General features: G+C 67.9%; 25 protein-coding genes. 10 read left to right on the top strand and 15 right to left on the bottom strand.

Going from position 1 to position 19,476, the window contains the following annotated elements; genetic code table 11:
* Positions 1–9: 9 nt before the first annotated feature.
* The 3 genes from ACFYRH_RS34300 to ACFYRH_RS34290 are packed head-to-tail and all read right to left on the bottom strand — an operon-like array spanning position 10 to position 1,280.
* Positions 10–429, bottom strand: a complete 420-nt coding sequence (locus ACFYRH_RS34300) for a globin (protein WP_387783927.1) — start codon at positions 427–429, stop codon at positions 10–12.
* A gap of 15 nt (positions 430–444) precedes the next feature.
* A complete protein-coding gene (locus ACFYRH_RS34295; RefSeq protein WP_387783925.1) occupies positions 445–846 on the bottom strand; it encodes an acyl-CoA thioesterase in 402 nt (133 codons plus the stop codon).
* A gap of 14 nt (positions 847–860) precedes the next feature.
* Positions 861–1,280, bottom strand: a complete 420-nt coding sequence (locus ACFYRH_RS34290) for an acyl-CoA thioesterase (RefSeq protein WP_387783923.1) — start codon at positions 1,278–1,280, stop codon at positions 861–863.
* Positions 1,281–1,409: 129 nt separating this feature from the next.
* Here ACFYRH_RS34290 and fabG point away from each other — a divergent pair, with 129 nt between their 5' ends.
* Positions 1,410–2,165 (top strand): 3-oxoacyl-ACP reductase FabG, encoded by a 756-nt coding sequence (gene fabG, locus ACFYRH_RS34285; protein ID WP_387783922.1) that lies wholly within the window; start codon positions 1,410–1,412, stop codon positions 2,163–2,165.
* Positions 2,166–2,177: 12 nt separating this feature from the next.
* On the top strand, positions 2,178–2,633 hold the full coding sequence (locus tag ACFYRH_RS34280; RefSeq protein WP_387783920.1) for a MaoC family dehydratase: 456 nt from the start codon (positions 2,178–2,180) through the stop codon (positions 2,631–2,633).
* Positions 2,634–2,640: 7 nt separating this feature from the next.
* Here the strand turns inward: ACFYRH_RS34280 and ACFYRH_RS34275 are convergent, their stop codons facing one another.
* Both ACFYRH_RS34275 and ACFYRH_RS34270 read right to left on the bottom strand, forming a co-directional pair.
* A complete protein-coding gene (locus tag ACFYRH_RS34275; RefSeq protein ID WP_387783918.1) occupies positions 2,641–3,525 on the bottom strand; it encodes a GNAT family N-acetyltransferase in 885 nt (294 codons plus the stop codon).
* 92 nt (positions 3,526–3,617) lie between these two features.
* On the bottom strand, positions 3,618–4,520 hold the full coding sequence (locus tag ACFYRH_RS34270) for a GNAT family N-acetyltransferase (RefSeq protein ID WP_387783917.1): 903 nt from the start codon (positions 4,518–4,520) through the stop codon (positions 3,618–3,620).
* 248 nt (positions 4,521–4,768) lie between these two features.
* On the opposite strand from ACFYRH_RS34270, the gene ACFYRH_RS34265 reads away from it, so the two are divergent.
* Complete coding sequence (locus ACFYRH_RS34265) at positions 4,769–5,299, top strand: hypothetical protein (RefSeq protein WP_387783915.1); 531 nt, start codon at positions 4,769–4,771, stop codon at positions 5,297–5,299.
* Here the strand turns inward: ACFYRH_RS34265 and ACFYRH_RS34260 are convergent.
* Entirely contained in the window at positions 5,290–6,261 is a 972-nt protein-coding gene (locus tag ACFYRH_RS34260; RefSeq protein WP_387783913.1) for a helix-turn-helix transcriptional regulator, read from the bottom strand. The two genes, ACFYRH_RS34265 and ACFYRH_RS34260, sit on opposite strands and share 10 nt — an antisense overlap.
* 54 nt (positions 6,262–6,315) lie before the next feature.
* On the opposite strand from ACFYRH_RS34260, the gene ACFYRH_RS34255 reads away from it, so the two are divergent.
* A complete protein-coding gene (locus ACFYRH_RS34255; protein ID WP_387783912.1) occupies positions 6,316–6,891 on the top strand; it encodes a TIGR03086 family metal-binding protein in 576 nt (191 codons plus the stop codon).
* Here the strand turns inward: ACFYRH_RS34255 and ACFYRH_RS34250 are convergent.
* Genes ACFYRH_RS34250 through ACFYRH_RS34240 form a run of 3 tightly spaced genes read right to left on the bottom strand, consistent with a single transcriptional unit; the run spans position 6,888 to position 10,012 of the window.
* Positions 6,888–7,634 (bottom strand): SDR family oxidoreductase, encoded by a 747-nt coding sequence (locus tag ACFYRH_RS34250; protein WP_387783910.1) that lies wholly within the window; start codon positions 7,632–7,634, stop codon positions 6,888–6,890. The two genes, ACFYRH_RS34255 and ACFYRH_RS34250, sit on opposite strands and share 4 nt — an antisense overlap.
* Entirely contained in the window at positions 7,634–8,854 is a 1,221-nt protein-coding gene (locus tag ACFYRH_RS34245) for an acetyl-CoA C-acetyltransferase (RefSeq protein WP_387783909.1), read from the bottom strand. Before ACFYRH_RS34245 ends, ACFYRH_RS34250 begins: the two co-directional genes overlap by 1 nt.
* 12 nt (positions 8,855–8,866) lie before the next feature.
* Entirely contained in the window at positions 8,867–10,012 is a 1,146-nt protein-coding gene (locus ACFYRH_RS34240) for an acyl-CoA dehydrogenase family protein (protein ID WP_387783907.1), read from the bottom strand.
* A gap of 74 nt (positions 10,013–10,086) precedes the next feature.
* On the opposite strand from ACFYRH_RS34240, the gene ACFYRH_RS34235 reads away from it, so the two are divergent.
* Positions 10,087–10,686 (top strand): TetR/AcrR family transcriptional regulator, encoded by a 600-nt coding sequence (locus tag ACFYRH_RS34235; protein ID WP_387783905.1) that lies wholly within the window; start codon positions 10,087–10,089, stop codon positions 10,684–10,686.
* 57 nt (positions 10,687–10,743) lie between these two features.
* On the opposite strand, the gene ACFYRH_RS34230 is transcribed toward ACFYRH_RS34235, so the two are convergent.
* Positions 10,744–11,313 (bottom strand): YceI family protein, encoded by a 570-nt coding sequence (locus tag ACFYRH_RS34230; RefSeq protein WP_387783903.1) that lies wholly within the window; start codon positions 11,311–11,313, stop codon positions 10,744–10,746.
* A 152-nt stretch (positions 11,314–11,465) separates the two neighbouring features.
* On the opposite strand from ACFYRH_RS34230, the gene ACFYRH_RS34225 reads away from it, so the two are divergent.
* A complete protein-coding gene (locus ACFYRH_RS34225) occupies positions 11,466–11,924 on the top strand; it encodes a MarR family winged helix-turn-helix transcriptional regulator (RefSeq protein ID WP_387783975.1) in 459 nt (152 codons plus the stop codon).
* A gap of 1 nt (position 11,925) precedes the next feature.
* Here the strand turns inward: ACFYRH_RS34225 and ACFYRH_RS34220 are convergent, their stop codons facing one another.
* Entirely contained in the window at positions 11,926–13,293 is a 1,368-nt protein-coding gene (locus ACFYRH_RS34220) for an FAD-dependent oxidoreductase (RefSeq protein ID WP_387783973.1), read from the bottom strand.
* Between the two features lie 82 nt (positions 13,294–13,375).
* Between ACFYRH_RS34220 and ACFYRH_RS34215 the strand changes: the two genes are divergently transcribed.
* Positions 13,376–13,816 (top strand): MarR family winged helix-turn-helix transcriptional regulator, encoded by a 441-nt coding sequence (locus ACFYRH_RS34215; RefSeq protein WP_387783901.1) that lies wholly within the window; start codon positions 13,376–13,378, stop codon positions 13,814–13,816.
* Positions 13,817–13,857: 41 nt separating this feature from the next.
* Positions 13,858–14,712: an aminoglycoside phosphotransferase family protein gene (locus tag ACFYRH_RS34210; RefSeq protein ID WP_387783899.1), complete on the top strand. Its 855-nt coding sequence runs from the start codon at positions 13,858–13,860 to the stop codon at positions 14,710–14,712.
* On the opposite strand, the gene ACFYRH_RS34205 is transcribed toward ACFYRH_RS34210, so the two are convergent.
* The 4 genes from ACFYRH_RS34205 to ettA all read right to left on the bottom strand — a co-directional run bounded on the left by ACFYRH_RS34205 (position 14,687) and on the right by ettA (position 18,042).
* Positions 14,687–15,316, bottom strand: coding sequence for a dihydrofolate reductase family protein (locus ACFYRH_RS34205; protein ID WP_387783897.1), 630 nt, complete (start codon positions 15,314–15,316; stop codon positions 14,687–14,689). The genes ACFYRH_RS34210 and ACFYRH_RS34205 overlap by 26 nt on opposite strands.
* Positions 15,313–15,798 carry an SRPBCC domain-containing protein gene (locus ACFYRH_RS34200; protein WP_387783895.1) on the bottom strand — a complete coding sequence of 162 codons (486 nt, stop codon included), beginning with the start codon at positions 15,796–15,798 and terminating at the stop codon, positions 15,313–15,315. Before ACFYRH_RS34200 ends, ACFYRH_RS34205 begins: the two co-directional genes overlap by 4 nt.
* Entirely contained in the window at positions 15,795–16,190 is a 396-nt protein-coding gene (locus ACFYRH_RS34195; RefSeq protein ID WP_387783893.1) for an ArsR/SmtB family transcription factor, read from the bottom strand. The genes ACFYRH_RS34200 and ACFYRH_RS34195 overlap by 4 nt, the downstream gene beginning before the upstream one ends.
* A gap of 169 nt (positions 16,191–16,359) precedes the next feature.
* A complete protein-coding gene (ettA, locus tag ACFYRH_RS34190) occupies positions 16,360–18,042 on the bottom strand; it encodes an energy-dependent translational throttle protein EttA (RefSeq protein ID WP_387783891.1) in 1,683 nt (560 codons plus the stop codon).
* Between the two features lie 150 nt (positions 18,043–18,192).
* On the opposite strand from ettA, the gene ACFYRH_RS34185 reads away from it, so the two are divergent.
* Together ACFYRH_RS34185 and ACFYRH_RS34180 are read left to right on the top strand one after the other, a co-directional pair.
* Positions 18,193–18,711: a single-stranded DNA-binding protein gene (locus ACFYRH_RS34185; RefSeq protein WP_387783890.1), complete on the top strand. Its 519-nt coding sequence runs from the start codon at positions 18,193–18,195 to the stop codon at positions 18,709–18,711.
* Between the two features lie 81 nt (positions 18,712–18,792).
* Positions 18,793–19,410 carry an SRPBCC family protein gene (locus ACFYRH_RS34180; RefSeq protein ID WP_387783888.1) on the top strand — a complete coding sequence of 206 codons (618 nt, stop codon included), beginning with the start codon at positions 18,793–18,795 and terminating at the stop codon, positions 19,408–19,410.
* The last annotated feature ends 66 nt before the right edge of the window (positions 19,411–19,476 follow it).

Genomic DNA, 19,476 nt, shown 5'->3' with positions numbered 1-19,476 from the left:
GAAGAAGGTTCAGCGGCCGGTCACGTCGATCGCGCCCGGGTAGTTCGGTTCGTCGGTGTTCACCATGCTGTGCGCGGCCATCACCATGTAGGTCCAGATCTGCTCGTCCTGCTCCGGCGTCAGGCCGATCTCGTCCAGCGCGGCCCGCATGTGGCCCAGCCAGCGGTCCCGTTGGGTCGGGGTGACGGCGAACGGGGCGTGCCGCATCCGCAGCCGGGGGTGCCCGCGCTGCTCGGAGTACGTCTTCGGACCGCCCCAGTACTGCTCCAGGAACATCCGGAAGCGCACCTCGGCCGGACCGAGGTCCTCCTCCGGGTACAGGGCCCGCAGTTCCGGGTCGGCGGCAACACCCCGGTAGAACGCTGCCACCAACCGGTGGAAGGTGTCCGCCCCACCGACGGCGTCGTAGAAGCTCTGCTGCTCACTCATGTCGTGACTAGTCTCTCAAGCGCTCACAACGTGCTTCAGGAGGGCTGCCCGTTCAGCGTCCCCCAGCGGGCGCTTGGCGTGCGTCGCGCCGTCCACGGCGACGATGACCGACTCGGCCCTGGCGTAGACGTCGTCCGACGCACCACTGCGGTCGACGATGCGCGAGCCGAGTGTGTACGACGACGTACCGACGGAGGTGATCCACACGTCCACGTCGTACGGCGGGTGCCGCAGCAGTATCGGGCGCAGGTAGTCGACCGTCTGGCTGACCAGCACACACGGGTACTGCGCGAAGAAGTCGCCGGTCGTCTCCATCACCTGCCCGAGGAACGCGATCCGGGCCTCCTGCAGGTAGTCGAAGTACCGCACGTTGTTCACGTGGTCGTACGAGTCGATGTCCGACCATCGAACAAGCACAGGATGTGTGTACATCAGGAACCCACCAGTTTGGTCAGGGCTTCGCGTTCGACCGGGGTGATCCGGCGCAGCCGGTTGGCGGTGAAGTCGAACGGGACCAGCCGGGTCTTCGCCTCGACATAGGTACGGCGCTCCGGCTCGACGTCGAGGATCTCGTAGTCGACCGTGAACGACGCGGCCTTGATCTCGCTGATCCACAGCTCGATCCGCACCGGTTCGGGACGGAAGTGCAGTGGCGCCCGGTACTGCACCTCGTGCCGGGCCACCAGCAGCCCGGTCTCCAGGTTGTCGGCCCCGAGTTCCTTCGCGGTCCGGAACAGGAAATCGACGCGGGCGTCCTGGAGGTAGTCGACGTACCGGCCGTTGTTCACGTGACCCAGCGCGTCCATGTCGCCCCAGCGCAACGGGCAGTAATAGACGTGGCGGTTCCTCATACCTTCCCCGTCCCGCCACCCCGATCTGTGATGATCCACACGAGGATCATGTCATCCGGGGTACACCTGGGGTGACTGCACGTGGGTAATGTCATGCTCGGCAGACCAGTGGACCGATTGGAGTGGTCGATGACCGAGCAGCGGGTGGCGATCGTGACCGGGGCGGCGCGGGGAATCGGCGCAGCCGTCGCGCAGCGGCTCGCGAAGGACGGCAACGCGGTGGCCGTCATCGACCTCGACGAGGGCGCCTGCGAGGCGACCGTGCAGGCGATCACGGAAGCCGGCGGAAAGGCGATCGCAGTTGGTTGCGACGTCAGCAAGTCCGGCCAGGTCGCGGCTGCGATCGAGCGGGTGGTGGCCGAGCTCGGCGCCCCCACGATCCTGGTCAACAACGCCGGCGTACTCCGCGACAACCTGCTCTTCAAGATGTCCGAGGACGACTGGGACACCGTGATGTCGGTGCACCTCAAGGGCAGCTTCCTGATGTCGAAGGCCTGCCAGTCGCACATGGTCGACGCCAAGTACGGCCGGATCGTGTTCCTGTCCTCCACCTCCGCGCTGGGCAACCGCGGCCAGGCCAACTACGCCTCCGCGAAGGCCGGTCTGCAGGGCCTGGCGAAGACGCTGGCGATCGAGCTGGGCAAGTTCGGCGTCACCGCGAACGCGATCGCCCCGGGCTTCATCGAGACCGACATGACCGCTGCCACCGCGGCCCGGGTCGGTGTCGACTTCGAGGAGTTCAAGAAGGCGACCGCCGCGAGCATCCCGGTGCAGCGGACCGGCAAGCCGGAGGACATCGCCGCCGCGGCGTCGTTCTTCTGCAGCGAGGAGGCGGGCTTCGTCTCCGGCCAGGTCCTGTACGTCGCCGGCGGACCGCGGAACTGAGGGGCCGCGACCATGCCGCAGACCTTCAACGGTGTCGACGAGGTGGTGCACGCGGTCGGCACCCCACTGGGTGAGACCGCGTGGCTGGAGATCACCCAGGAGCAGGTGAACCAGTTCGCCGACGCCACCGGTGACCACCAGTGGATCCACGTCGACGTCGAGCGGGCGAGCAAGGGCCCGTACGGCGGGACGATCGCCCACGGTTACCTCACTCTGAGCCTGATCGCGCGCTTCGGCGACGAACTGTTCACGATCGAGGGCGTCACCGCCAAACTCAACTACGGCGTGAACAAGGTCCGCTTCCCCTCCCCCGTCCCGGTCGGCAGCCGGGTCCGCGCCGGCGCCTCGATCGCCAACGCCGTGCAGACCCCGGCCGGTGTCCAGGTCTCGCTGAACTGGGTCATCGAACTGGAGAACTCCACCAAGCCCGCCTGCGTCGCGGAGACCGTCGTACTGCTGGTTCCCTGAGAAGGACCTAGAGGGGGCAGATCAGTACGGCGTGGGTGGCGATCCGGTGGTAGCCGAGCCACTCGTTGACGGCGATCATCGGCGCGTTCCCGTCGTAGTTCGCGGTGAACGCGCCACGGACACCGGCTGCCGCGGCTTGTCGGAGCGCGGCGGTCTTGACCAGCTTGGCGAGCCCCCGCCCGCGGTACTCCGGCATCGTGGACGTCATCTTCGACCAGATCATCGTGTGATCGCCGAGCCCCAGCGTGAACGCGACGATCTCGTCCCGGTACAGCGCGGCCACGCTCAGGTCGAGGACCGTGTCGGGTGACTCCCAGACGGCGGCCCGCCACTCGTCGTACGGCCGTGAGGAGATCTTCGCGTCGCCCGGCTTGGTGCGCTGGGCAACCATGTCGGCCGCATACAGCGCCTCCGGGTCGAGCTCGGTCGCCGCGACCAGACGCACGCCGGACGGAGTGTCGGGCAACTCCGGCGCCTTCCGCGGATCGATGCCCGCGTAGTGCACCTGCCTGGTCTGCCGATACCCGAAACTCTTGGCCCACTCGACCGAGCTCGGGTCCGCGAACACCCGCGCCGTCGTCGCTCCTCCGGCCCGGAGGTTCTCGTGCATTGCCTCCAGCAACTGCTTTCCGATCCCGCGCCGCCGGTACTCCGGCCGCACCATCACGCGCAACTCGCCGTCCAGCGGGTCCGAGCCGCCGATCAGGCCGCCCGTCGCCCAGCCCACGAGCTCACCATCGTCGAACGCGGCGAACGTCGCACTTCCCGGCCGGTTCGGCCTTCCGAGTCGGCGGACCATCGAGGTCCGTGTGACCACCAAATACGGAACCAGTGCGTCGTGTATTGCCACCGCCGAGTCGACGTCCCCCGGTTCCGCCGGCCTGATCTCCATCCGAAACTCCTTGGGCACTCCAACAGCGAAGACCCACGGAACATAACGTCTTTTCAGGTCCGTACCGGAAGGTTCCGGATTACAGCTCTGTCTCAGAGGGTTTTCAGCAGCCCGAGTTCGGTCTGCACCCGGCGGTACCCGAGCCAGTTGTTGATGGCAAGCATCGGCCCGTTCTCGTCGTCGTTCGACGTGTACGCCGCGGTGATCCCGGCCGCCGCCGCACGACGCAGCGCGACCGACTTCACCAGCTTCGCCAGCCCCTGCCCGCGGTACTGCGGGATCGTGCCGGTCATGCCCGACCACATCCGGTCGCCGTCCGTCTCGACCACGGTGAACGCCGCCATCGTGTCGCCCGCCATCGCGCCGACACTCAGCGTCTTGTCCATCGACGGGCTGTTCCAGATCTCCTCGAGCCACTGGTCGTAGTCGACCGAGTCCATCGTCGAGTCACCCGGCTCGTCCAGCGACGCGATCGTGTCCGCCGTGTACGCCGTCCGCGGGTCGACCGCGTCGAACGTGACGAGCTCGATCCCGTCCGGTGTCTCCGGTTGCTCGGGCAACGAACCCAGTTCGACGCCGGAGAAGTGCATCTGCCGAGTCCCGTCGTACCCGAGGTTGCGCGCGAACTGGAGACCGTCAGGATGCACGAACGCGCGCACGCGGACCGCTCCGACCTCGGTCAGGTGCTGGTGCAGGCGGTCGGCGAGTTCGCTGCCGATGCCCTGCCGGCGGTGGTCGGGACGGACGAAGATCGTCACGCCGCTCTGGCCCGGGTCGCTGGTCCAGACGTTCAGGCCGGCCGACCCCCAGGCGACCACCTCACCGGAGCTCTCCGCGACCAGCGGCAGAAACCGCTCGCCCGGCGCCTGCACGGTGATCATGTGCCGCGTCGCCGCCGTCGACATCGCCTTGTACGGGTACACCGCCCGCCGGACCGCGGCCACCGCCTCGGCGTCGTCCGCTACCGCCTGCCGCACCACCGCCCGAGTCGTCATGCTCCCGGACCTTAGTCAGCGGGTCCCGCACACGCCACGCATTAACAACCAGCAACGCGATCGCAACAGCGGCGAGAATCACGCGATTCGGCGGTGTAGCTCTGACGTATTAGAGTGACGCGGTGCTGTCGGACTGATCGCCCCGACCGCCGGAAGTGCCATCGTGGTTGTACGCGACGGGGTCACCGGCGGCGGGGCGTCCCCGGGCAGCCTTGACCATGCGTCAACGCCGGGCGTAGACAGCAACCATGTCGATGACCGATGGCGCGGCCGCCGCGCGGAAGTTCGCCGAACTGATGGTGTCCGACGCACCGCGCCCGGAGTTCGCCGAGGCCCTGAGTCCGTTCGCCCCGCTGATCGGCAGCTGGGATCTCGACGTCGCCTGGTACGACGACAGCGGTGCGGTCACCCGCCGGACCAAGGGTGAGTGGCACTTCGCCTGGATCCTCGACGGTCGCGCGGTCGCCGACATCTGGATCACCCCGAGCCGCGCGGCGCGCGCCACCGACGGCGACGGCGAGTGGGGCCTGTCGGTGCGGATCTTCGATCCCGAACTGCAGGCGTTCCGCTCGACCTGGATGGGCCCGAACGCCGCGTTCGTGATGCCGTTCATCGCGCACGCCACCGACGGCACGATCACGCTCGAGTCGCAGACCGCCCGAACCCGGTGGGAGTTCACCGGCATCACCGCGACCGGTTTCCACTGGCGCAACGAGGACGAAGATGCCGACGGCAACGTCACGCTCCGCCAGACGTTCGTGGCGACGCGTCAGCCGTAGGTCGCCAGCGCCGCTCTGGCCAGCTCCAGCATCCGTGCCCGCAGGTCCGCCGGCTCCAGGACCTCCAGATCACCGGCGAACCCGAGCAGCACGCCACACGCCGCCTCGCGCACCCGGAAGTGCATCCGCAGATGCGGCCAGTCGTCGTCCGACGGCACGTCCCGCGCGATCTCACCCTTGGCCAGCATCGGCGTGGCGATCCGCCGAATCAGCTCCACCCGATCCGGCCGTACCCGAACCAGTACGTCGACCCCGACCGGCGCCTGCCGCTCCAGACCCGACCGCAGCCGTTCCCACTCGGCCCGCACGTCCAGCCCGTCGGGCCGTTCCGCCAGCTCGTCCAGGATGTCCACCTGCTCGACCCGAGACACCCGGTACATCCGCGACGCCCCTCGATGCGCCGCCACGAGGTACCAGCGGCCCGCCTGCTCCACGAGTCCCCAGGGGTCGACAGTCCGTTGCTGAACGCCCTCACTGGCCGACGCGTAGCGCAGTCGCACCCGACGTCGCGTGACGACTGCTTGTCGCAGTACCGGCAAGGCGCCGGTGTCCTCGGCCTCCGCGAACCACCGGCGCCGGTCGACCACGATCGCGCCGGACAGCGCGTCCGCGTCCCCCTGCAACTCCACAGGAAGCGTGGCCGAGAGTTTGCCCATCGCGGTGTGCAGAGCGTCCTGCAGGCCCAGTTCCTCCGACAGAGCGGCTCTCCCCGACCAGGCGAACAGCGCCTGCGCCTCCCGTGGCGTCAGCTCACTCACGTCGGCCCGATACCCCGGCAGCAGGACACATCCGCCGTTGCGGCCACGCTCGGAGTAGACAGGTACGCCGGCCGCGGACAGCGCCTCCATGTCGCGCATGACCGTCCGGGTGGACACCTCCAGCCGCTCGGCCAGCTGACGCGCACTCAGTCGCTCATGACGCTGTAGCAACAGAATGATCTGCAACAACCGGTCCGCTCGCACGTCTCCCACAATATGCGACAGAAGATGTCGCATATACCCCGCGAGGCTGTCTGTATGACGAACCTCGAGAACGACCCTCGCCCGCTGTTCATCCGCGCCCTGGACCAGGCGCAGGAGCTGATCACGACCACGGGACCCGACGACCTCGACCTCCCGACGCCGTGCACGGAGTACGACGTCCGCACCTTGCTCGGCCATCTCCTCACGGTTGCCGCCCGCATCGACCTCGCACTGAACGGCGGCGACCCGTTGGCCATCCCGGTCGTGACCACGGGCGTCGACGACGTGCCGGCTGCCTGGAAGGAGCGCCGCGTCGCGCTCGACACCACGCTGACGGACGACTCGGTGCTCGGACGGATCTGCAAGCTCCCGTGGGCCACCCTGCCGGGCGCGGCCGCAATCGGTGCGTACACGGGTGAGCTCGCGACGCATGCCTGGGACCTCGCTGCAGCCACGGGCCGCCGTGACGCTCTCGACGACAACCTGGCTTCGCGGGTACTCCCGATGGTTCGCCAGTTCGTGCCGGCCGACCAGCGCGGCGGACACATGCCGTTCGGTCCAGTCGTCGAGGTGGCCGCCGACGTGGCGCCGTACGAGCAGCTGGCGGCCTGGCAGGGTCGTCAGATCTAGGCGATCCCGCCGTTCAGCATCAGGCCGCCGTCGATGGTGACGGTCTGGCCGGTGATCCACGACGCCTCGTCGGACAGCAGGAACCAGACCAGCGAGGCGACGTCCTCCGGCCGGCCGAGCCGTCCCAACGGGTACGTCGACGCGACCTTGTCCTCACGTCCCTCGTAGAGCGCGCCGGCGAACTTCGTCTTCACCACCGCCGGCGCCACGGCGTTCACCCGGATCTCCGGAGCGAGCTCGACCGCCAGCTCCTGCGTCACCCGGGACACCATCGCCTTCGTGGCGCCGTACCACCCGATGCCGGGTGACGGCCCCAATCCGGCGACCGAGGACAGGTTCACGACGGCGCCGCCGTGCTCGCGCATCCACGCGTCCCGGCAGGCCTTCACCCAGGCGATCGCGGCGAGCACGTTCGTGTCGACCATCTTCGCCGCGACCGTCTGGTCGACATCGAGGAGCTTCCCGTAGACCGGGTTGATCCCGGCGTTGTTCACCAGCAGGTCCACCGAGCCGTACGTCGCGACGGCGGCCGCGACGACCTGGGACCGGTGCTCCGGATCGGCGGCCTTCCCGGCCACCGCGAGCGCGTGCTCCCGGCCGCCCAGGGTCTCGACCGCCTGGTCGAGAGTCTCCTGGGTCCGGCCGGTGATGACGACCCGGGCACCGTCGGCCACCAGGCGCTGCGCGATCGCCAACCCGATACCGCGGGACGCTCCGGTGATGATCGCCGTACGGCCGTGCATCAGCTGAGGCGCTCGAGGACGATCGCCATCCCCTGGCCACCACCGACGCACATCGTCTCGAGACCGAACTGCTTGTCCTCGAACTGCAGACCGTTCACCAGCGTGGTCATGATCCGCGCACCGGTCGAGCCGAACGGGTGGCCGAGCGCGATCGCGCCGCCGTGCACGTTCAGCTTGTCCTCGTCGATCCCGAGCTCCCGCGCCGAGCCGAGCACCTGGACCGCGAACGCCTCGTTGATCTCGACCAGGTCGATGTCGTTGATGCTCATCCCGGCCCGGGCCAGCGCCTGCTTCGACGCCTCGACCGGACCGAGGCCCATGATCTCCGGCGACAGACCACTGACACCGGTCGACACGATCCGCGCCAACGGCGTCAGCCCGAGCTCGCGCGCCTTGGTGTCGCTCATGATCACGACAGCCGCGGCGCCGTCGTTCAGCGGGCAGCAGTTGCCGGCCGTCACGGTGCCGTCCGGGCGGAACACCGGCTTCAGCTGGCTGACCTTCTCCAGCGTGGTCCCGGCCCGCGGCCCGTCGTCCTTGCTCACCACGGTGCCGTCCGGGAGCGTCACCGGCGTGATCTCGCGCTCGAAGAACCCGTTGTTGATCGCCTTCTCGGCCAGGTTCTGCGAGCGGACGCCGAACACGTCCTGGTCCGCCCGCGAGATGCCACGCAGCGTCGCGACGTTCTCCGCGGTCTGCCCCATCGCGATGTAGATGTCGGGGATCTGGCCGTCCTCGCGCGGGTCGTGCCAGGTGTCGTTCGTCTCGGCGTACTTCTCGGTCCGCGCCACCGCGTCGGTGAAGACCGGATTGAACGAGCTCGGGTCACCGACACCGGCGGACCCGAAGTTCTTGTACCGCGAGACGCACTCGACGCCGGCACTCACGAAGATGTCGCCCTCGCCGGCCTTGATCGCGTGGTACGCCATCCGCGCGGTCTGCGTCGACGACGCGCAGAACCGGTTCACCGTCGTCGCGGGCGTGTTGTCCCAGCCGAGCTGCACCGCGACCCGGCGGGCCATGTTGCCGCCGTGCTCGTCGTGCGGCTCGGCACACCCGAGCGCCAGGTCCTCGATCTGGTCCCCGGTCAGCCCGACCTTCTCGACCGCCGCCTTGATCATCTGTACGGCGAGGTCGTCCGGCCGGATCGTCGTCAACGACCCCTTGTTCGCGCGACCGATCGGCGAGCGCGCCGTGGACACGATCACTGCTTCAGGCATTTGTCTTCCCTCTCAGAGGCCGAGGTCGCGGCCGATCAGTTCCTTCATGATCTCGTTGGAGCCGGCCCAGATCTTGGTGACCCGGGCGTCCCGCCAGGCGCGCGCCACCCGGTACTCGTTCATGTAGCCGTAGCCGCCGTGCAGCTGGACACACGCGTCCAGGATCTCGTTCTGCACGCTCGCGCTCCACCACTTCGTCTTCGCCGCGTCGACCGCCGACAACCGGTCCTCGTCGTGCGCGACGATCGCGTTGTCGACGTACGCCTGGGTGACCTCGGCCTTGGTGACCAGTTCGGCGATCAGGAACTTGTTGTACTGGAACGAGCCGACCGGCTGACCGAAGGCCTTGCGCTGCTTCACGTAGTCGACGGTCTCCTCGAGGATCTGCGTCGCGTGCGCGATGTTCGACACCGCGGCGCCGACGCGCTCCTGCGCCAGTCGCTCCATCATGTGGATGAAGCCACGGTCGACCTCGCCGAGCACGTTGTCGTCGCCGACGAACAGGTCCTCGAAGAAGAGTTCCGACGTACCGGACTCGGTCTGACCGACCTTGTCGAGCTTCCGGCCGCGGGCGAAGCCCTCCATGCCTTCCTCGACGACGAACAGCGTGATGCCCTTCGCGCCCTTCGACGGGTCGGTGCGCGCGGCGACGATGACGAGATCGGCCATGTCGCCGTTGGTGATGAAGGTCTTCGAACCGTTCAGCACCCAGCCGCCGTCGGCCTTCTTCGCGGTCGTCTTCAGCGCGGCCAGATCCGACCCGCCCGAGGGCTCGGTCATCCCGATCGCGGCGACGTACTCACCCGAGCAGAACTTCGGCAGCCAGCGCTGCTTCTGCTCCTCGGTACCGAGGTCGACGAAGTACGGCGCGGCGCAGTCGTAGTGGATGCCGAAACAGCTCGACAGCGAGGCCGAGACCTTCGAGACCTCCTCGGCGAACACCGCGTTGAACCGGTAGTCGCCGACGCTCGAACCGCCGTACTCCTCCGGGACGTCGAGCCCGAGGAAGCCCTGCTTGCCGGCTTCCAGCCAGGCCGCGCGGTCGATCGTCTTCTCGTCGAGGAACTGCTCCATCCGGGGCACGAGCGAGCGGTCGCAGTACTCCTTCGCGCTGGCTCGGAATGCGTGATGGTCCTCGTTGAAGATGACGCGCTCCATCTGGGCCTCCCCAAGGTGTGAGATGGATGGCTAAGCGCTTGCTTAGCTTCACGCTTTCGGTGCAAGGTGTCAACGTGTCCGCAGTCACCAGCCCCTTGGTTTGGGAGCACGTCCAACCGGCCGCCGCGCGCCGGCTGCTGACCGGCGCGGTCGACGCGTTCGCCGAGCGCGGCTACCAGGCCACGACCACCCGCGACATCGCCTCCCGGGCCGGCATGAGCCCGGCGGCGCTCTACGTGCACTACCCGTCGAAGGAGCGCCTGCTCTTCGAGATCAGCCTGTACGGCCACAACGCAGCCCTCGAGGTACTGCGTTCCGCGGACACCGGCGCGACTCCGGCCGACCGCCTGCGCTCACTGGTCGCGGCGTTCACCGCCTGGCACGCCGAGCACCACACGATCGCCCGCGTCGTGCAGTACGAACTCGCCGCCCTCTCCCCCGAGCACCTGGCCGAGGTCGCGACCATCCGTCGCTCGATCTCCGCGCAGATCGAGCAGGTGCTCGCGGACGGGGTGAGCGCGGGCGAGTTCGAGGTGAGTGACCTGCCGGGCACGACTCTCGCCGTACTCTCGCTCTCGATCGACGTGGCCCGCTGGTACACGCCACACCGCGGGGACCCGGCGACCCTCGGCAAGCTGTACGCCGACCTCGCGCACCGAATGGTCCAGGCATAGCAAAGACCCCGCACCCACCTGGTGCGGGGTCTTTCGGTTGCTCGAGCTTGCTGGAGGTCAGGCCTGCAGCGCGGCCTGGACGTCGAGGTGGATGTCCACCTTGTCACCGATCAGCAGCTTGCCACCCTCGAGCGGCACGTTGAAGTCGATGCCCCACTCCTTGCGGCTGATCGACGCGGACGCCTCGAAACCGATGATGGTCTGGCCGTACGCGTTCTGGTCGACGCCGAGGAACTCGACCGCGAGCTCGATCGGCTTGGTGACGTCCTTGATGGTCAGCTCGCCGGCCAGGATGTAGTCGTCACCCTCAGGCTTGATCGCGGTGCTGACGAAGGTCATCTTCGGGCTCTTCTCGGCGTCGAAGAAGTCGCCGGAGCGCAGGTGCCCGTCGCGCTGCTCGTTGCGGGTGTGCACGGAGGCCAGCTCGACCGAGACGCTCGCCGCGGACTCCTCGATGGTGTCCTTGACGTTGATCTCGCCGCTGAACTCCTGGAAGGTGCCGCGGACCTTGGTCATCAGGTGGCGGACGGTGAAACCGATCTCGCTGTGCGCGGTGTCGAGGGTGTAGGTACCGGCGACCAGGCCGGGGATGGTGCTGATCACGGTGCCGGTGGTGGTGTCGCTCATGAGGTCCTCTCGGGAAATCTACTGGTACTGGGGGGTGCGGGGCGAAGTGGTCATTGTTAAAGTTTCAACCTGATGACCACGACAGTAGGCAGTAACGGTTTAAAAGTCAACTACATTCCCGGTACACTGTTCCCGTGACGATGGAGACTGAGATGGAGCAGGGGACTCGGTGGCTGAACGCCGAGCAGCAGGTGGCGTGGCGTGCGTACCTGCTGGGGACCGCACGCCTGATGGCCAAGCTCGACGACGACCTGCGGCGGTTCGGCCTGGGCATCAACGACTACGAGATCTTGGTCCGGCTCTCCGAGGCCCCCGACCGGCGGCTCCGGATGGCCGACCTGGCCGACCGGCTGCACCAGAGCCGGTCCCGGCTGACCCACACCGTCGGCCGCCTCGAGGCCGCCGACCTGGTCCGTCGCACCTCGTGCACGAGCGACAAGCGCGGCGTGTGGGCCGAGCTGACCGAGGCGGGCTTCGCACTGCTCGAGCAGGCCGCGCCGTTCCACGTGGAGGGCGTCCGGGAGAACCTGGTCGACCTCGCCAGCGCCGAGGACTTCGCCGCCGTCGGCCGCGTGTTCGACGCGGTGTCGGAGCACATCGGCCAGCGCTGACTCAACGCTCCACCGGTGACGGGTTGATCTCCAGAGTCAGCTCGTCCCGGTCGGCGCCGCGGTAGGCGAGCATCGAGTCCCGCATCCGCCGCTTCACCGGCGGCAGGTGGTTGACCGTGCGCATCGCCGTCCGCAGGCCGGCCAGCGCCATGCGTCCGATCACCGGCTTGTGCACCGGGTCGTCAGAGGTCATCTGCGCCCGCGACTTGATCACCGCGTCGAACCCGTAGTCGATCATCTTCACCTCGTAAGCGTGCACGGCCTGGACCAGCTCCTGGCAACCGTCCCGTACGTCGATCAGCGCACGGCACAGGTTGACGGCATCACGGAGCGCAGTGTTCGCCCCGACGCCACGGCCGGGCGTCATGGTGTGAATCGCGTCACCCAGCAGTGTGACGTTGCTCGACTCCCAGGGCTCGAGCGGGACCGAGGTCCAGATGTTCACCGGGAAGCAGGTGCCCGGATCGGTGAGCTCGAACAGCCGCCGCAGATTCGGGTGCCAGCCGGGCGTCAATTCCAGTGCGACCCTGATCAGCTCCTCGCCGCGGAGTTCCATGATGTCGGCCGGCAGTTTGTCCCTGGCTGCAGACAGACCCCAGTTGATGTAGTCCCGGGTGTTGTCGAACTGCAGGCCAGGCCAGCGCCTGATCAGCTCCTCGGTATTGCCGCCGATCCCGCTCTTCACCTGCCCGTCGCGGTCCCACTGGAACTCCATGACATGCAGGATGCAGAACAGTCCCCGCGGCGCATTGATCATCGAGATGCCCTCGAACACCTTCGGCGGGACGAGCTGCGCGCTCTCGGCGGTGATCGGCAACTTGCCTGCGATCGCCACGATCCCGGTCTCCTCGGTCTTCGCCTGCGGCAGGTACTGACGGCGTACCCGCGAGCCGGATCCGTCGGCAGCGACGAGCACGTCCCCGGTGGCCTCGGTCCCGTCGGCGAAGTACGCCGTGACCTGGCTCCCGTGCTGTTCGAATCGGGTGAACTCCTTGCCGAACTCGACGACGTCCTCCAGACCGGTCAGCAGCACCTGACGGAGCGTCATCCGGCTGATCGACTTCTCGCTCTCCACCGGGTCCGTCGACGCGGGGATCTCCATCGACAGGACCTCCTTGAGGTCCTCGGTGAGCATGTTGAAGTACTTCGGATCGCGCGCCTTGGTGGCCACGAACGTGTCGTACAGCTCAGTCGGCAGCAACGCGTGCAGCGCCCGGCTGCCGTCCGGGTCGATCCCGACGCGGTACCCGTGCAGGCCGTCGGTCCGCAGCGTGTCGCGCTCGAACACCGCTACGTCGATCCCGGCCCGCACCAGGCCGTGCGCCAGCGCGAGCCCGCCGGTTCCGCCACCGATCACCAGCACCTTCATCTCTCTCACTCCCTCAAGTATCTTGGAGTTCCGAGTATCTTGGGAATCCGAGAGAAATGCAAGCCCTATGCTGAGGCGGACCATGACCAGTGCACGCGAAGAGCTCACCGGCGAGATCCAGCAACGGCTGATCCGATTCATCGCCGAGGTGGTGCTGTACAACCACGCGGTCTCGGCCAAGGTCGGACTCGGCGCGAGCGACTCCCAGTTCATGACGTTGCTGCAGACGTACGGCCCACTGACGCCGCGGCAACTCGCCGAGTACACCGGGCTCACTTCCGGCACCGTCACCGGCGTCATCGACCGGCTCGAGTCCCACGGCTTCGTCACTCGCCGGCCCGATCCCCGCGATCGCCGCAAGGTGGTGGTCACGCCGTCGCTCGAGGCGATCCAGGAGAAGCTGGTCCCGCTGTACGCCGACCAGGGCGAGCGGATGCACGCCGTCCTGGCGAGCCGGAGCGTCGAGGAACTCAAGACGATCTCCGCGTTCCTCGGCGACTCGGTCACTGAAGCCACCAGCTAAACCGTTTGAGGCCGCACGCAGGGTTCGAGAACCTTCTCGGCGTGACGGACTTTCACCAGGACGGCCGCGCCGGCATCGACGCGGCCCTCGTACGGCGCCTGATCGCGCAGCAGTTCCCGCAATGGGCCGATCTGCCGGTCACGCCGGTCAAGATCGACGGCTGGGACAACCGGACGTACCGGCTGGGCAAGGACCTGACCGCGCGGCTACCGACACACTCGAGCTATGTGGCCGCCGTCGACAAGGAACACCGGTGGCTGCCGATCCTCGCGCCGCATCTGCCGGTCGAGATCCCCGAGGCGGTGGCGAAGGGCGCACCTGGTGAGGGATATCCACACCCGTGGGCGATCCGGCGCTGGATCTCGGGCGAGACCGCGTCGACCGGGACGGTCGCCGACCTGGACGAGTTCGCGCGGGCGATCGCGGGCTTCATCCTGGCCCTGCAGAACGTGGACGCATCCGACGGGCCGCTCGCCGGAGCGCACAGCTTCTACCGCGGCACCCCTCCGGAGCACTACCACGACGAGACACTCGAGGCGCTCGCCGCATTGAAGGGCCGCATCGACACGGATCAGGCCCGCGAGGTGTGGGACGCCGCGCTGGCCGCGACCTGGGACCGGTCCCCGGTGTGGTTCCACGGCGACATCGCGAGCGGCAACCTCCTGGTCCGCGACGGCCGCCTGTCCGCCGTCATCGACTTCGGTACGTCGGGAGTCGGCGATCCCGCCTGCGATCTGGTGATCGCCTACACGTTCTTCACCGGCTCGTCCCGGTCCGTGTTCCGGGACGCCGTACGGCAGGACGACGCGATGTGGGCGCGCGCTCGCGGGTGGGCGCTGTGGAAGGCGCTGATCACCGAGGATCTGACGGTCATCGAGCGCGTTCTCTCGGAGTAACACCGGCGTACTCACCCATCACGGCGGCGCCAACCACGTCGTACTCCAGCAGCAGGAGTCCGGCGGGCGTCGCCTCGTGGGCGGTGAGCTCGAGACCCGCGGTGTCGCTCGGATGCTCGAACAGCCGCCGTCCGGCGCCGATCACGGCCGGCGCCACGACCAGTCGGACGACATCCACCAGACCTTGGCCCACCAGCACGGCGCCGAGGCGGGCGCTTCCGTGGATCTGGAGCTCGTTGCCTGATTGCTGCTTGAGCTCGGCGACGGAGTCAATGGTGGTCAGGATCGTCGTCGGGTTCCAGCTCGCTTCGGTCAGGGTGGTGCTCACGACGTACTTCGGGAGCGAGTTCATCAGCTCGGTGAACGGGTCGTCGGGGTCGGTGATCTGCGGCCAGTCGCGCGCGAAGGCGTCGTACGTACGTCGCCCGAGCAGCAGAGCGTCGGCGCGATGCAGCCACTCGGCGGCCCGGCGTACGAACAGGTCGTCCATGAACGGCACCAACCAGCCGCCCCGGGTGAAGCCGTCGCTCGTGTCCTCGGTCGGCGATCCCGGCCCCTGACTCACGCCGTCGAGCGTGACGAACTCCGTCAGTACGAGCTTCATCGCGCGCCCTCCACCAGGGCGGCGAGTTGTTTGGTGACGGTGCCCCACCCGTCGGCGAATCCGAGCTCCGCGTGGCGCGAACGGCTGGCCGGGTCGCCGTGCCGGGCGATCATCCGGTAGTCGGTGCCGTCCGGATGATCGGCGAGGACCACCTCCGCCGTCACCGCGATCGGCTGCGGATTCGCGGGCCGCCAGGTGCTGTCGATCGCGGTCGTGAAGGCGATCCGCTCGAGCTCGTCCGCAACCAGGATCACCGCGTCCAAGTGTGGGCCCCACTGCGCGCCGTCCTCGCTGAGCCGCGTCACCAGTGCGCCACCCGGGCGGACCTCCAGACGATCGACCCGGCACAGCGCCGGCGCCGGAACCCACCACTGCTCGAACCGCACGGGATCCGTCCACGCCCGCCACACTGCCGCCCGCGGAGCCCGAATCACCCGCTCCACCATCAGGTCCAACGCAGGATTGAACTCTCCCCGACTCACAACCCCTCCTCAGTAGTCACCACTTGCCCTGGCTGCGCGGTCGGCTTCGGCCGCTCGGCCGGCTCCTGCTGCTCCGCAGTGACCAAGCGCTCCAAGCGGTCGGTGCGGTCTTCCCAGATCCGCCGCTGCTCGGCCAGCCAGTCGTCGACCAGCGCCAACCGCTCGCGATTCAGCACGCAGGTCCGCACCCGCCCGGTCTTCACCGTGCGGATCAGCCCGTTCGACTCCAGCGTCCGGACATGCTTCATGAACGACGGCAAGGTGATCGGGAACTCGGCCGCCAACTCTCCGACACTCGTCGGCCCCCGCCCCAGCCGCCGGATCACCCTCCGCCGCGTCGGATCGGCCAACGCGACGAACACCCCGTCAACCTCCGCCGAATACTGTGCCATGAGGCTAAGTATTGCCTCATGGCAATACTTAGCGCAAGAGCTAACTGTTTTCCTACACAAGAGCCCCGCCTCCACAACGGGAGACGGGGCTCTGTACGGGTTCTTGGTACGGGTTCTTGGTACGGGTTCTTGGTACGGGTTCTTGGTACGGGTTCTTGCTACGCGAAGCTCAGTCGCGCGTCAGCTTCCGGTGCGTGACGCGGTGCGGCCGCGCCGCCTCCGGACCGAGCCGCTCGATCTTGTTCGCCTCGTACGACGCGAAGTTGCCCTCGAACCAGAACCAGTCGGCCGGCTTCTCGTCGGTGCCCTCCCAGGCCAGGATGTGGGTCGCGACGCGGTCCAGGAACCACCGGTCGTGGGACACGACCACCGCACACCCCGGGAACTCCAGCAGCGCATCCTCCAGCGACTGCAGGGTCTCGACGTCCAGGTCGTTGGTCGGCTCGTCGAGGAGCAGCAGGTTGCCGCCCATCTTCAGCGTCAGCGCCAGGTTCAGCCGGTTGCGCTCACCACCGGAGAGCACGCCGGTCGGCTTCTGCTGGTCCGGCCCCTTGAAGCCGAACGAGGCGACGTACGCCCGGCTCGGCATCTCGAAGTTCGCGACCTTGATGTAGTCGAGGCCGTCCGAGATCTGCTCCCAGACGGTCTTCTTCGGGTCCAGACCGCCACGCGACTGGTCGACGTACGAGATCTTGACCGTCTCGCCGAGCTTCAGCGTGCCCGCGTCGGGCTGCTCCTCGCCGACGATCATCCGGAACAGGGTCGACTTACCGACGCCGTTCGGGCCGACGACGCCGACGATGCCGGCGCGCGGAAGGCTGAAGCTCAGGCCGTCGATCAGCTTGCGGTCGCCGAAGCCCTTGACCAGCTTCGAGACCTCCAGCACCGTGCTGCCCAGCCGCGGGCCGGCCGGGATGTTGATCTCGTCGATGTCGAGCTTCCGGGCCCGCTCGGCCTCGGCCGCGAGCTCCTCGTACCGCGCCAGGCGGGCCTTGCTCTTGGTCTGCCGGGCCTTCGCGTTCGAGCGGACCCACTCGAGCTCGCGCTCCAGGATCTTCTGCCGCTTGGCATCCTTCTGCCCCTCGACGACCAGACGGGCCTGCTTGGTCTCCAGGTACTTCGAGTAGTTGCCCTCGTAGCCGTACGTGCGGCCGCGGTCGAGCTCGAGGATCCACTCGGCGACGTTGTCCAGGAAGTACCGGTCGTGGGTGATCGCCATGACGGCGCCCGGGTACTTCTGCAGGTGCTGCTCCAGCCACAGCACGGACTCGGCGTCCAGGTGGTTGGTGGGCTCGTCGAGGAGCAGCAGGTCGGGCTGCTGCAGCAGCAGCTTGCACAGCGCGACCCGTCGGCGCTCACCACCCGAGAGCTTGTCGACGATCGCGTCCGGCGGCGGGCAGCGCAGCGCGTCCATCGCCTGCTCGAGCTGGGCGTCGATGTCCCAGGCGTTGCGGTGGTCGAGCTCGGTCTGCAGATCACCCATCTCGGCCAGCAGCGTGTCGTAGTCCGCGTCTGGGTCGGCCAGCTCGGCGGAGATCTCGTTGAAGCGGTCGAGCTTCTGCTTGGTGTCGCCGACCCCTTCCTGAACGTTCTCCAGCACGGTCTTGCCCTCGGTCAGCGGCGGCTCCTGCAGCAGGATCCCGACCGTCGCGTCGTCAGCCAGCCGTGCCTCGCCGTTGTTGGGCTGCTCGAGCCCGGCCATGATCTTGAACAACGAGGACTTACCGGTGCCGTTCGGGCCGACGACGCCGATCTTCGCCCCGATCAGAAAGTTCAGCGTGACGTTGTCGAGAACGACCTTGTCGCCGTACGCCTTCCGGACGTTGCGAAGCGTGTAGATGAATTCCGCCATGCCCTAGAGCCTATGTGCTCCCCCGGGCGGTTTCCCAACCAGCCCTGAGGTTGTCCACAGCCGCGAAGATCACAGGACCGCGCGCCGCCCGGCCGGTGCATCTTCTCCGGTGACAGCGCATCCCGCGATCCACCGGAAGGCGGCCACATCATGAGCACCGGCGAGACCTACGTGACAGTTCTGGGCTGGGTCGGCAGCGACCCCGAGTTCAAGGAGGTCGGACAGAGCCCGCAGGCGTCGTTCCGGCTCGGCTCGACACCACGCCAGTTCGATCGCACCCTTGGCACGTTCGTCGACAAACCCACAACCTGGTTCACCGTGCAGTGCTGGCGAGCCCTCGCCCAGAACGCCTTCGAGTCGGTCCATGTCGGCCAGCCGGTCATCGTCACCGGCCGGTTGCGCACCCACGAGTGGACCAACGACACCGGCGAGCAGTTCAGCCGGGTGATCCTCGAAGCCTTCTCCATCGGCCACGACCTCAACCGCGGTACGACGTCCTTCAGCAAGAACCCGCCACGCGCCGACCCGACCCGCCTCTCCACTCCGGCGGTCGTGCCCGCGTCCGACCCGGCCGAGGCGACCACATCGCCGTACCCACCCGACGAGTACTCCGCGACACCTCTGCCGCTGACCGCGTCCGCGGAGCCTGCGGAAGCGGAGGCGGCATGATTATCTCAGCATTGACTTATATAAGCCCTGAACGGCATTCTGGGGACCGTCCCAGCAGCCGAGCAGAAGAGGGAACGACCCGTGATCGACATCCTCGAGCACATCAACGCGGTCCAGCGCGAGGTCAGCCGCACCGGCGAGACCGTGACTGTGCTGATGCGCCGCACGTACCAGGCGGAGCCGGAGGAGCTGTGGGACGCCCTCACGGACCCGGAGCGGATGCGCCGCTGGTTCTGGCCGGTCACCGGCGACTTCAAGGTCGGCGGAATCTTCCAGTTGGAGCAGAACGCGGGCGGCGAGATCCTCGAGTGCGAGCCGCCGAAGCGGTTCAAGGTGACCTTCGGCGGCCCGACCAGCCTGCTGGAGCTCCGGCTGTCGCCCGCCTCGGGCTCGTCGACCGAGCTCGAGCTCGAGCACTCGATGGGCGAAGCCCCCGCCCCCGGCGGTTCCGGCGCACTGTGGGTCGGACCCGGCTGGGACGGCGGACTGCTCGGCCTGGCGCTCTACGTAGACGGCGACCTGCCCGCGGACAACAACCCCGTCGAGCTCGCCGAGTCCCCGGAAGTCCTCCAGTTCAACGAGAAGTCCGTCCGCGCCTGGATCGAGTCGATCCGCTCGTCCGGCACAACCAGCGAAACCGACCTGGCCGAAGCCGCCAAAATCTCCATGGCCCAATTCGCCCCCGGCACCGACCTCTAACCGCCGCCAGGCCCACGCCGGCTTACGCACCACTGCGCGCGCCGGACACCTACCAGGTCGACGACA

It is taken from the genome of Kribbella sp. NPDC004875, from assembly GCF_042873375.1.
Taxonomy (GTDB): domain Bacteria; phylum Actinomycetota; class Actinomycetes; order Propionibacteriales; family Kribbellaceae; genus Kribbella.
Note: the sequence above shows the minus strand (reverse complement) of the source record. Positions and strands in the feature narration are given on the sequence as shown.